Here is a 12775-nt window from a genome sequence, read left to right on the forward strand (position 1 = left end):
TACCGCGGGCGGTAAAGAGGGTTAGATCATATTTTTACAATTTCACTTCGCCCCAGCCTTTGCGGTATTCGCGGCGAATGAACTGGTTTGCAGGTTCGTAATTGGTCACTTTCATATTGGCGCCATCCCATTGCAGGGCCTTGTAACGGCCATTAAACTGGTAACGCTCCTGTTCGCCGTAAACGGGGTCCTTATACTTTATCTTTTCCTGTATATCGAAGGTGCGCAGCAACAGGTTGCCCATCAGCACAGTTTCGGTCAATGGCCCGGCGTAGCCAACAAACGGCGAATCGACCTCCATTTTTCCATAACCGGCAATAGCCGCATCCACCCATTGCCACCAGTGACCGTCCATATCGCCTTCAACACGCGGGTATTTTTTTGGTACGTTCACATCCTTGTTCAGCGAAAGTGGTAATAACCGTGGGTGGCTGCCACCCCAGCCGCAAGACGCTTTCCCTTTGGTGCCGACGAACAGCGTACAGCCCTCAAAATCATTTTCGCTTGGAATATCGCCTAAAGCTTCATTCTGGTTGACATCAGGATCAAGTTCCTCCAGGCGTTCAGGCGTAATGCCGCCGTCCATCCAGTAAAGGTCAAGATCGTTGCCATTCTTTAGTTTGAACTTGAACTTGATCGAACTCGAAACCGGTCCGCTTTCGGGATAAATGCCTTCCTTAAAAATACCCTGGTAAACCGTGCTGGCACTGCCCGAAACTTCGGTAGGATAGCCTAATTCGAGCAGTTTGAACGGCGGCCCCATAATGTGGCAGCCCATATCGCCTAACGCCCCTGTACCAAATTGCCACCAGCCGCGCCAGTTAAAAGGCACCAGGTTATCAATATAGTTGGTTTGCTGCGCAGTGCCCAGCCACAGGTCCCAGTTTAGTTCTTTGGGGATAGCCGGACCAGTTTTCGGCCACGAAATGCCTTGCGGCCATACGGGGCGGTCGGTCCAGCAGTATACTTTTTTGATGTCGCCTATCAGCCCGGCCTCAAACCATTCGCGCAGGGTACGCATGCCGTCGCATGATGCGCCCTGGTCGCCCATTTGAGTTACCACCTTGTATTTTTCTGATGCCTGGGTTAATACACGGGCCTCATAAATATCGTGCGTAAGCGGTTTTTGCAGGTAAAGGTGTTTCTTCAGCTGCATAGCGCTAAGGCCCACTATGGCGTGATTATGATCAGGAATAGCTACCGTAACGGCATCAAAGTTCTTGTGTTCCTTCTCAAACATTTCGCGCCAATCGTGGTAAAATTTTGCTTTTGGAAACTCCTTGATGCGTGGCGCGGCGCCGCGGTCGTCCACATCGCACAGGAAAGCAATTTCAGCGTTCTTTTTGGGCGCGGTGGCATAGTGGTGAATATCATTTTCAGCCTCGCCACTACAACCTACTGCGGCAATATATAACTTATCGCTTGGCGGCACATAACCTTTGCCACCCAAAACATAACGCGGAACGATATAGAACCCTGCGGTTGCCACAGCGGCTTTTTTAATAAACTCGCCGCGGGATATTCCTTTTTTATTTTCAGTTTGATCTTCCATGGCCATCCTTATTTTTTTGCAAGCGGTTTAACAGCTACTTCTTTAAAGAACACGACGTCATCATCACCATGATTTTGCAAACCGATATAACCGGCTAAAGGGCGCGGGCCGTGATAAGGCTCAAAATCGAATTTACGCTCGGGTACAGGTTGTCCTTCGGTGTAATCGGTAACTTTTTTGCCGTTTACAGTAACAATGGTTCTCAGCCCGTCAAGTGTAATTTCCATCACGTTCCATTCCGGACCCGGTTTGCCGGGTTTTGCAAGTGGTGTTGTAAGCGAATACAGCGTTCCGGTAATGTGGTGATCGTCCTCGTTTGATGTTTCGGGATGGTTATCTATCTGTACCTCGTAGCCGTAATATACCGGCATCCAGGGTTCGCGGGGTTCGATAGGTATGCGGATAAATACGCCCGAGTTACTGTTGGATTTCTGCATCCGGTAAACGATGCGGATCTTACAGTTGCTGAATTTCTCTTTCGTCCAGTAAAGCAGGCCCATGCCACCATGACTACCCGTTACGCCGTCTTTAACATACCTGCTGCCGGGACCGACCATCTTCCAGCCGTTAAGGTCCTTTCCGTCAAAAAGCTGGCGCCAGCCTTTCTCGTCAAGTTTTGGTGGTTTGGGGATGGAATCCTGTGCCTGTGCATAAAAAGCCAGGCAAATGAAAGTAATAAGGCAGGAGAGTTTAAGAAGACTGTTTTTTTTCATGATGAATTTAAATATGATGCTTGTGTGTGGGGGCACAAAGCAATTGCGGTTAATAATTGTGAAACCAAGGTAGGGATAATTTAAAAAAGGAGGGACGGCTAATTGTAAATATTTTGAGGCGGTACCGGCCCTTACTGGCGACTTCAATAAGCAGCAAGTATTTATGGTTAACACATCTTTTTAGCAATATATTTAAGTATTTGATAGTCAGATACTTAACGGTAAAACAAATTAAATTGTGTTAACCATGTTAACCCTCATTCCTCAAGAAATCGCCGTCGATGATCAGCAATTTAACACCGTTCTTAGAAACGGAACGGTGCGAGCTCAAATTATCCGATACGATATACGTCATACCAGCCGTTAACGAAAAGGTTTCGCCGGTTTGCAGTTCGCTCTCGAAATCGCCATCAAGGCAATGTACAATATGCCCCTTTTGGCACCAATGATCGGCCAGGTAGCCGGCTGAGTATTCCACTATGCGGACGCGCAGGCCGGGGTATTGCAGCGTTTGCCAAAATGAGGTGCCTGTTTCGCCTGTATGCTCGGTTTTCGGGATGGCGCTCCAGTCGACGGTTTGGAAAGGAATATTGCTCATGAGATCGGTATTTGAGCGAAAGATAAGGCTTCACCCTGGAAAGTCGCAACAGTGGTATTCCCGCGTGTGGATAAAAAAAGAAGCCGGATCACGATCCGGCTTCTTTTCCCCTAATTAATTTAAAACTATTAAATTACTATATATACAACCCGGAAAAGGGCTAAATGTTTGCAAAAATTGATAAAATAGCCATTTGTATGAATTGCCCGGCCATATTCACCCCGTTAATTTGTTCCCGGAAATAAAAAAAGCAGCGGGGCATCCCGCTGCTTTTTACCGGTTCTAATGGTATTATTTTGACTGTCGTTTAACGCTTTTTCAGGTCAAATCTGTCAAGGTTCATTACCTTGGTCCAGGCAGCTACAAAGTCGTTAACGAATTTTTCACCGGCGTCTGCGCTTCCGTAAACTTCGGCAATGGCCCTAAGTTCCGAGTTGGAACCAAATACCAGGTCGGCACGAGTGCCTGTCCATTTTACGTTGCCGGTAGCACGGTCGCTGCCAACATACACCTCCCTGTCGGCAGATGCTGCCTTCCATTCGGTGCCCATATCCAGCAGGTTCACAAAGAAATCGTTGGTAAGCTGCCCCGGACGCGAGGTGAAAACCCCATGTTTGGAACCATCGAAATTGGTATTTAACACACGCATGCCGCCTATCAGCACGGTTAACTCCGGCGCGGTAAGCGTGAGCAATTGAGCCTTATCTATAAGCAATTCCTCGGTCGAGGCTTTGACCTTCGACTGGCGGTAGTTGCGGAAACCATCGGCAAGAGGCTCCAGGTAACCGAATGATTCAACGTCGGTTTGCTCTTGCGAGGCATCTGCCCGTCCGGCCGTAAATGGTACGGTTACATTATGCCCCGCATCGCTGGCAGCCTTTTCAACACCGGCGCAGCCCGCCAGTACGATCAAATCTGCCATCGAGACTTTTTTGCCGCCTGGCTGTGCACCATTAAATTCTTGTTGAATACCCTCCAATGCGCTCAATACCTTTTGCAGTTGCACGGGATTGTTCACCTGCCAGTATTTTTGCGGAGCGAGGCGGATACGACCACCATTGGCGCCACCCCGCTTGTCGGAACCGCGGAACGTAGATGCCGATGCCCATGCTGTCGAAACCAGTTCAGCAACGCCAGATCCCGAGGCCAATATCTTCGCTTTCAGGGCCGCAACGTCACCCTCATCTAGTAATGCGTGGTCAACCGCCGGGATAGGGTCCTGCCACAGCAATTCTTCCTGGGGTACTTCAGGGCCAAGGTAGCGAGCCTTAGGACCCATATCGCGATGAGTCAGTTTAAACCATGCCCGCGCAAAAGCGTCGGCAAATGCGTCGGGATTTTCCAAAAAGTGCCTTGATATTTTCTCATACGCCGGGTCGAACCTTAACGACAGGTCGGTGGTGAGCATGGTTGGCAAACGTTTTTTACTTCCGTCAAATGCATCGGGAATAATAGCTTCGGCGTTTTTGGCAACCCATTGGTGGGCGCCTGCCGGGCTTTTGGTCAACTCCCATTCGTAGGCAAAAAGATTTTCAAAAAAGTTGTTGCTCCATTGGGTAGGGGTCTTTGTCCAGGTAACTTCAAGGCCGCTGGTTATGGCATCGGCGCCCTTGCCCGACCCATAAGCGTTTTTCCAGCCAAAGCCTTGCATTTCGATACCCGCAGCTTCAGGCTCTTCGGCCACGTTGGTGCTTGGAGCGGCGCCATGGGTTTTACCAAAGCTGTGCCCCCCTGCTATCAAAGCAACGGTTTCTTCGTCGTTCATAGCCATACGGCCGAACGTATCGCGTATGTCCTTAGCGGCAAGCACCGGGTCGGGGTTGCCGTCGGGTCCCTCGGGGTTCACATATATCAGGCCCATTTGTACAGCAGCAAGCGGCTTTTCAAGGTTGCGGCTATGCACATCGCCATCGGCATCATCGTCAGAAACCAGTACGCCGCCATCGTCGGCTACGCCCGGCGAACCGTGTGCATAACGTAAGTCGCCGCCCAGCCAGGTGTTTTCGGCGCCCCAGTAAACCGACTCATCAGCCTCCCACACATCGGCGCGGCCGCCGCCAAAGCCAAAGGTTTTAAAACCCATCGACTCCAGTGCAACGTTGCCCGTCAGTATCATCAGGTCGGCCCATGATATTTTGTTGCCATATTTTTGTTTGATGGGCCACAACAGCCTGCGCGCTTTATCCAGGCTCACGTTATCGGGCCAGCTGTTAAGTGGTGCAAAACGCTGCATACCGGCCCCTGCTCCGCCACGACCATCGCCTACGCGGTAAGTGCCCGCGCTATGCCATGCCATGCGTATAAATAAACCTCCGTAGTGCCCGAAATCTGCCGGCCACCAGTCCTGCGAGTCGGTCATCAACGCGTGCAGGTCTTGTTTCACGGCCTCCAGGTCGAGGCTGTTAAATGCTTCGGCATAATCAAAACCCTTTCCCATCGGGTCGGATAGCGACGAATTTTGCCGCAGGATGCTTAATTTTAATTGGTTTGGCCACCAGTCGCGGTTGCGCGTACCGCCGCCGCCAACATTGTTTTTCATCGTGCCGTTATGAAAAGGGCATTTGCTGATGTCATTCGATTCTTTTTCCATAGCTATAAGTTTCTGTTCCAGGTTTGTAGCAACGTGCAGGTACACGTTACTAAGTGGCATAAAATTATCACCTTAATAGTTATAATCACAATCAATTAATTCTATACTTAATAGGTAATATCTATAACGACCTAAGCGCAGTGGCTAAGTTTGCGAACCTGTGCGGGTTATGGCGGAACGTGCATTTAATATAAAAAGTCAAGCGGCATTTAGCTGGAACAGGACTGGGGGTATATAAAAAAAAGAAGCCGGTTCGCATGCCGGCTTCTTTTTCCCCTAATTAATTTAAACTATAATAAATTACTCTTTAAGACAACCAAAAACAATGCCAAACTATGCCGGAAAGCGCAAAAAATAAAAAACCCCGCCGGTTTTACCTGGCGGGGCGGGCCGTTTAAATTAGTAGTAGGATTAATCCTGTATAATTGAAACAACACTCCCTTTGCAACATCACGGGACGCAAAAAATTTTCGTTTAGTGATAATTATACTATTCTGTACATAATATCGCACACAACAGAGTTTTGTAGCCTTTAAGATCATTCTGGCACGGTTTTACTACTAATCACTTAAACAAACTAATATTTATCGTTATGAGATCATTATTGTATATACTCGCTGTCATCCTCGTTATCGGGTGGCTCGTCGGTGTGTTTGCCTATTCGGCAACAGGATTAATTCACGCTTTGCTGGTGATAGCTATCATCGCTTTTGTATTGGCGCTTATCCGGCCGTCAACAACGGTTTAAACTGAAAAAAGCATAAAAAAGGCGGCTTATCAGGCCGCCTTTTTTGTTAACGGAGAGAGGTTTGAACGCCTATTGTGATTTTCCTTAGAACGAAAAAAAATTAAACAATGCGATAAAAACAGGGTTGTTAAAGAAACTAAATAAGAGAAAAACATGGAAACTACGAAAGAAACATTGGAGTTACTGAACGACCTGGTATTGATCAACAACGACCGTATAGAGGGCTTTGAACGCGCGATAAAAGAATTGAAGGAAAGCGGCGAGGGGTTGAACCTTGAACCGGTGTTCCTGAAGTTTATCGACGACAGCCGGCGGTACAAGATGGAGATAGGTACCGAGATTCAGGCGCTGGGTAAAGACATTGAGCAGGGTACAAGTGCCAGCGGTAAACTGCACCGTGCCTGGATAGCTGTAAAAGAAACCTTTACCGGCCATGATTTGCACAGCCTGCTGGAAGAATGTGAGCGGGGCGAGGATGCGATAAAGAAAGCTTACGAAGATGCGCTGATGGGCGAGGTGCTTCCGGCTTATGTTATTGATCTGCTGGATGCACAGCTACAGGGCATATTGGAGGCCCATGACGAAATTAAAACGATGCGCGATAGCGTGCCCCATTAAGTTGAGGAGTGTGAAGTTGACTGGCCCGCTTGCTGCGGGCCTTTTTTGTTTAGATAGTATTTGTACAGCGTTGAAACTTAGCCTGTAGTTGCTGCGTAGAACGTGCAACTAATCTCTCACATGAAAATTATCGCACTCCTGTTATCATTTATTGGCGTAGCCATGTTGGCGTTATCATTTACTAAAGCTGTTGTTAAAACAGCGGTCAAAAAAAATATTAATACTGCAATGCTCCTTAACCTGGACAAATCAGTTAACAGATCGCAGATAAATATCACCGCAGCCGGCAAATGGAAAATAGTTAACGACGAGGGATATAAACCAGCCGGTGGGCGTGAAATAAAACATAATTACGTAAGCGGGGCTGATGATCGCAGCCGGGCAAATAAAACCGACCGGTTATTGGTTGCGGGAAATTCAAATGGTTATAAAGCTGCATCGTTGACTTACGATGTTACTTCGGCGCCTAAACATTATAACACAGGCAAAAATATAAAGAATTATGTTGGCTACGGACCGATAATGCTGGCAGAATTACCTGTCAGTTCCGAAAATAGGTTGGCACTCACCACGGGCTTGGAGTCCCCTGTTTACGCCCTCAATTAAGCACAGCCTCGCGGTTGTACTTGTTACGGTATTCAATCGGCGATAGCCCGGTTATCTTTTTGAATATAGTACGAAAAGCCTTATGATCTGAATACCCTACCGCGTACATCACCTCGTTCACGTTTTCGCGACCTGATTCAAGACTCTTTTTGGCGGCTTCTATCTTTACGCGCTGCAGGTATTCGACAGGTGTATTTGACGTGGCCTTTTTAAAGCGCCGTTCGAAATTACGCCGGCTTATGGCAAACATTTCTGATAACTGGTCGATGGTTATCCGGGTGCCCACATTGCGTTCGATATATATCTGAGCCTTTTTAATAGGTTCGTCGCTATGCTCTTTTTGACCGCTGAAGATAACAAAGGGCGACTGGCTCTCGCGGTCGATCTCGATCTCCATTACCTTTGAGCAATGTACCGCCACATCGCGCCCGCAATATTTTTCGACAAGATAAATAACAAGGTTAAGGAACGAATAGGCCCCCCCGCTTGAATATATACCCAGTTCGTCGATGATCAGTTTTTCGGGCATCAGGGTAATGTTAGGGAACATCTGGCGGAAAGCATCGGCAGCCAGCCAATGGGTGGTGCATGTTTTTCCTTTCAGTAAGTTGGTCGATGCCAGCAGGAACGCCCCGGTACAAAGACTGGCTACCTCGGCGCCGTGTTTATATTGCTCCACTATCCAGGGAATGAAATCCTGGTTACGCTCCATAGCAGCGCATGGGTCGCCCGAAAACGCCGGTATCATCAGCAGATCGGTTTTTTTAATGTCGCTGATGAGAGAATCCGGGCGTATGGCAAACAGGCCGCCATATAATTCAGTCTCCTTACTTAGCCCTACAAGATGAATATCGAAAGGAGGGTTTTTGCCCTTGGACATCATAAATCCATTAACAAAATTAAAAACTTTGTACGTGCCGATGACGCTGCTAAGTATAATGGGCCCCTGCGGAATTACTATTGATACGTGTTTCATGGATCTCGGTAAAATTTGCTAAATGTAGAAATCAAAGTTAAACTAACAATTTGGCGCAATCAACCCCTAAGGTTGTCGTATTTACCCACCATCGCCCGCAGATATTCGGCTTAGGTTTGTGATAAATAGTATACTATTATTCCTTTAAATGAAGTGAACCATAACTTAACAATTACCGCATGGCGTTAAAGATCGGATCATAAAACTCAAAAACCAATATTATGGATAGCACAGTAAACGTTTTAAACTGGTTTGAAATATCTGCGGCAGATATTGCCAGGGCTAAAAAATTCTACGAGACGATTTTTTCCATCACTATGGACGAAATGGAAATGATGGGTATGAAAATGGCCATGTTCCCATACGACCCGATGAGCGGTAAGCTATCAGGCGGATTGGCCCAAAGCGACATGCACAAACCCAGCGCTGATGGGGTAAAGGTGTACTTCAACGGCAACCCCGACCTGGATACGGTACTGTTGAAAGTAGAAGCTGCCGGTGGCAAGGTGACCATGCCAAAAAGCAAGATCAGCGATGACATTGGCTACATGGCTTTCTTTATAGACAGCGAGGGGAACACGATCGGGCTGCATTCGCAAAACTGAACGATCAATTACCAGCCGCCCTTTAACCCCTCCTTTAGGGCATTCTGGTAATTGGCCAGGTCGAACGAGTAGAGGTAGGGTGCTTTGTGCGCCCCGCCTTTCCGTGGTTTCTCCGACCGGGTAAGTATGCCAAACCCAAGCATGCGCCTCTGAAAATTACGCCTGTCAAGTTTCTTATCAAGAATAGTCTCATATAGCTTCTGCAGTTCGGGCATGGTAAACTCCTTGGGCATCAGGTTATAGCCTATGGGCTGGTAGTTCAATTGCAGCCGTAGGGTATCAAGGGCCGATTTCAATATAATGCCGTGGTCAAGTTCCAGTTGAGGGGTATCAGCCAGGTCGCACCAGGTACAGGCCTCTGAATGGCTATCAGGGGTTGGCGTAACATGGATAAAATCAACCAGCGCGTAATAACCTATGGTCATAAACCTGTTGGCAAACCAATTTTCAGATGGTGGCAACATGTTGGCGTACATTTCGCGGTGGGGCCTCGAACGTTCGGGGTCGCCGAATACATGAAATTGCTGTAAAAATATTTCGTCGAGCCCGGTCCGGTCCTTCAAAATACGGTTGGCGGCTTCCTCAATGGGCTCGTTTTTTAATACAAATCCCCCCGGCAAATACCACGACTGCTCGTTTTTCATTTTAAGCACGAGCACTTTCAGCTGCCCTTCATGAAATCCAAATACCACACAATCGATAGAAATATGTGCTAGGTAGCTCTCCCTGGCGGTATTGCAAAAGTCTATAAGTTCCTGTTTATTAAACATTTTACGCTATAGTACAAAAATACTTTGATTATCCCAATAATAATAAATAGTATTGTGTTCAAAATACACCAAGAGGCCAACGGCTTTGGTGTTGAACCAATTTTTAAACTTATAATTTTATAAATACATCAGGAACAGGATTTATTATTTCGCTCAGAAATATTTTTTCCATGAACTGCCTGCGTTTTTAAAATCCAATTCAATATCCAAAGATGAAAAATAATTTTATATACCGTTCGGTACAAAAAGTAATTTTGTTAGCCGCAATGTTGTCGCCCTTCAGCTTTGTATCTGCGCAACTAAAAACTTCCGATGCAAAGATGGAAGCTTTTGTAAACGGCCTGATGAGTAAAATGACGCTCGACGAAAAAATAGGTCAGCTTAACCTGGTAACGGGTGGGCAAAGTGTCACCGGGTCGGCTGTCAATAAGGATATCGAAGCCAAGATAGGCAAGGGCAATATCGGCGGCATATTTGGTGTGTGGGGAACAAATTATATCAAAAAGGCGCAGGAAATAGCAGTTAATAACAGCCGCCTGCATATACCTTTAATATTCGGGCTGGACGTGATACATGGCCACCGCACTATTTTTCCAATCCCGCTGGGGATGTCGGCAACCTGGGATATGGCGCTGATACAACGATCTGCGCGTATCGCAGCTACAGAAGCGACCGGCGAGGGTATCAACTGGGTTTTTTCGCCCATGGTTGATATTGCCCGGGATCCACGCTGGGGGCGCATATCGGAAGGGTCGGGGGAAGATCCATGGCTGGGCTCACAAATAGCCAGGGCCATGATAAAGGGATACCAGGGCAACGATATGACCAAGAGCGATGCGGTAATGGCTTGCGTAAAACACTTTGCGCTATACGGCGGCGCCGAGGCCGGCCGCGAATATAATACGGTTGATATGAGCCTGATCAAAATGTACCAGGATTACCTGCCACCTTACAAAGCCGCACTTGACGCAGGGGCCGGAAGCTTCATGAGTTCGTTCAATACCATCAACGGTGTTCCGGCTACTGCTAATAGGTGGCTGCTAACAGACTTGCTGCGTAAGCAATGGGGTTTTAAAGGTTTTGTTGTTTCGGATTATACCGCAGTTAACGAACTAAGCGCACACGGATTGGGCGACCTGCAAACAGTTTCCGCGCTTGCACTAAAAGCCGGGCTGGATATGGATATGGTAGGCGAGGGCTTCCTTACCACATTGAAAAAATCATTAAAAGAGGGTAAAGTCACCCAGGCCGAGATCGATCAGGCGTGCCGCCGGGTATTGGAAGCTAAATATAAATTGGGATTATTTGCCAATCCTTATAAGTCGATCAGTGCAGATGTTGAAGCAAAAGCAGAAATGACCGATGCAAACCGCAAGGCGGCGAGAGAAACTGCTGAGCATTCGTTTGTACTGTTAAAGAATAAAGGCAACATATTACCACTCAAAAAATCGGGCACTATCGCGCTGGTAGGGCCGCTGGCCGATAACCACTCCGAAATGCTGGGTACCTGGGTAGTGGCCGGCGACCCGAGAAAATCGGTAAGCGTGATCGACGGCATAAAGAATGTGGTGGGTAACGATGTAAATATATTATATGCGCGAGGTTCGAACTTTACTGATGATTCCCTTTTGAATGAACGCTCGTGGTTTTTTGGCATGAGGCAGATAAAAGACAAACGCCCCGCGCAGGAGATGATAGACGAAGCTGTTGAAACGGCAAAGAAAGCAGACGTGGTTGTCGCGGTGGTAGGGGAGTCGGCCAATATGTCGGGTGAGTCATCAAGCCGCTCGGATATAACTATACCGGAAACCCAACGGGAATTATTGAAGGCGCTTGCCAAAACGGGAAAACCTGTTGTTATCGTGCTGTTCAACGGACGGCCCCTGGCGCTGACCTGGGAAGATAAAACGTTTGATGCTATTTTGGACGTTTGGGCACCCGGAACTGAGGCTGGTAATGCTATTGCCGATGTGCTTTTTGGTAACTATAACCCGGCCGGCAAAATAACTGCAACCTTCCCGCGCAGTGTGGGGCAAATACCTATATATTATAACCACAAAAATACAGGCCGGCCATTTGACGGAAAGGGCCCTGCTAAATTTAAGTCGGATTACCTGGATATTTCAAACGATCCTCTTTATCCTTTTGGCTACGGGTTAAGTTATACTTCCTTTAGTTATGGCGACGTAAAACTTAGCAAGACCAATTTGAAGGGAAATGAAAAACTGACCGCAACGGTTTCTGTAACCAATGCAGGTAAAGTTGCCGGCGAGGAGGTGGTACAACTTTATATCAGCGATCCGGTGGCAAGTATCAGCCGGTCGGTAAAGGAACTTAAAGGATTTAAAAAAATAAGCCTGCAGCCCGGCGAACAAAAAGAGGTATCGTTCACCATCACTCCGGACGACCTGAAATTTTACAATACTCAACTTAAATACGACTGGGAACCAGGTAAGTTCGTTGTCGAAATCGGGACGAATTCTGCTGAAACCCGCTCGGCATCAGTACAGTGGACAAAGTAAACGAGCTGATATTATTTTATCAGGAAAATAGCAGGCCAGCGCCTGCTATTTTTTTTATCAGCTGTTTTATTTGATTTTACGTTGACTTTGAGGGGCGATTTTCCCTTATTGGACGATAAACCTGTTACGACACCCCTGGCAGGGGTATGATGATATTTTAACATTTTCTGTACCTTTTATAAATCAGGATTTACAGTTTCAACCAATAGCGCCGGGTAAAATATTTATTACCAAATAATGAATTATGATATGAATGATGAATTTTTGGAGCGAAACTCTACTATACATCTCGTTTTTGTATTGCATTTTTGTTAACGACGGGCCAATTTTATTGCCCATTTTATCGTCATATCTGTGTAATGTTGATATTTTTTTTGATTTTATGCCTTAAAAATAATTAATTGATAAATCTGAAAATAATTCTTGTGTAAACAATACACTCTATTTAAATTAGAGGAATGCCAATTTTAGCTTTTC

At 46.9% G+C, this 12775-nt stretch carries 11 protein-coding genes; 5 read left to right on the forward strand and 6 right to left on the reverse strand.

Going from position 1 to position 12775, the window contains the following annotated elements; all coding sequences use genetic code 11:
* Positions 1–34: 34 nt before the first annotated feature.
* From FRZ54_RS14070 to katG, 4 genes are all read right to left on the reverse strand, one after another.
* A complete protein-coding gene (locus tag FRZ54_RS14070; RefSeq protein ID WP_228462489.1) occupies positions 35–1552 on the reverse strand; it encodes a Gfo/Idh/MocA family protein in 1518 nt (505 codons plus the stop codon).
* Positions 1553–1560: 8 nt separating this feature from the next.
* A complete protein-coding gene (locus FRZ54_RS14075) occupies positions 1561–2265 on the reverse strand; it encodes a 3-keto-disaccharide hydrolase (RefSeq protein WP_147032231.1) in 705 nt (234 codons plus the stop codon).
* A gap of 250 nt (positions 2266–2515) precedes the next feature.
* Positions 2516–2863, reverse strand: coding sequence for a DHCW motif cupin fold protein (locus FRZ54_RS14080; protein ID WP_147032232.1), 348 nt, complete (start codon positions 2861–2863; stop codon positions 2516–2518).
* Between the two features lie 307 nt (positions 2864–3170).
* Positions 3171–5453, reverse strand: coding sequence for a catalase/peroxidase HPI (gene katG / locus FRZ54_RS14085; protein WP_147034496.1), 2283 nt, complete (start codon positions 5451–5453; stop codon positions 3171–3173).
* Positions 5454–6045: 592 nt separating this feature from the next.
* On the opposite strand from katG, the gene FRZ54_RS14090 reads away from it, so the two are divergent.
* The 3 genes from FRZ54_RS14090 (at position 6046) to FRZ54_RS14100 (ending at position 7425) form a co-directional block, all read left to right on the forward strand.
* Entirely contained in the window at positions 6046–6201 is a 156-nt protein-coding gene (locus FRZ54_RS14090; RefSeq protein WP_147032233.1) for a lmo0937 family membrane protein, read from the forward strand.
* A 153-nt stretch (positions 6202–6354) separates the two neighbouring features.
* The gene (locus tag FRZ54_RS14095; protein WP_147032234.1) at positions 6355–6819 is read left to right on the forward strand and encodes a PA2169 family four-helix-bundle protein; all 465 of its coding nucleotides are present in this window, start codon (positions 6355–6357) and stop codon (positions 6817–6819) included.
* Positions 6820–6939: 120 nt separating this feature from the next.
* Entirely contained in the window at positions 6940–7425 is a 486-nt protein-coding gene (locus FRZ54_RS14100) for a hypothetical protein (protein ID WP_147032235.1), read from the forward strand.
* Here FRZ54_RS14100 and FRZ54_RS14105 read toward each other — a convergent pair.
* Positions 7418–8401: a GlxA family transcriptional regulator gene (locus FRZ54_RS14105; protein ID WP_147032236.1), complete on the reverse strand. Its 984-nt coding sequence runs from the start codon at positions 8399–8401 to the stop codon at positions 7418–7420. The genes FRZ54_RS14100 and FRZ54_RS14105 overlap by 8 nt on opposite strands.
* Positions 8402–8622: 221 nt before the next feature.
* Here FRZ54_RS14105 and FRZ54_RS14110 point away from each other — a divergent pair, with 221 nt between their 5' ends.
* Positions 8623–9006, forward strand: a complete 384-nt coding sequence (locus tag FRZ54_RS14110) for a VOC family protein (protein ID WP_147032237.1) — start codon at positions 8623–8625, stop codon at positions 9004–9006.
* A gap of 8 nt (positions 9007–9014) precedes the next feature.
* Here FRZ54_RS14110 and FRZ54_RS14115 read toward each other — a convergent pair whose 3' ends face one another.
* A complete protein-coding gene (locus tag FRZ54_RS14115; RefSeq protein WP_147032238.1) occupies positions 9015–9776 on the reverse strand; it encodes an NUDIX hydrolase in 762 nt (253 codons plus the stop codon).
* A gap of 212 nt (positions 9777–9988) precedes the next feature.
* Here FRZ54_RS14115 and bglX point away from each other — a divergent pair, with 212 nt between their 5' ends.
* Entirely contained in the window at positions 9989–12298 is a 2310-nt protein-coding gene (gene bglX / locus FRZ54_RS14120) for a beta-glucosidase BglX (RefSeq protein WP_317131581.1), read from the forward strand.
* Positions 12299–12775: the final 477 nt, after the last annotated feature.

It is taken from the genome of Mucilaginibacter ginsenosidivorans, assembly GCF_007971025.1.
Lineage (GTDB): Bacteria > Bacteroidota > Bacteroidia > Sphingobacteriales > Sphingobacteriaceae > Mucilaginibacter > Mucilaginibacter ginsenosidivorans.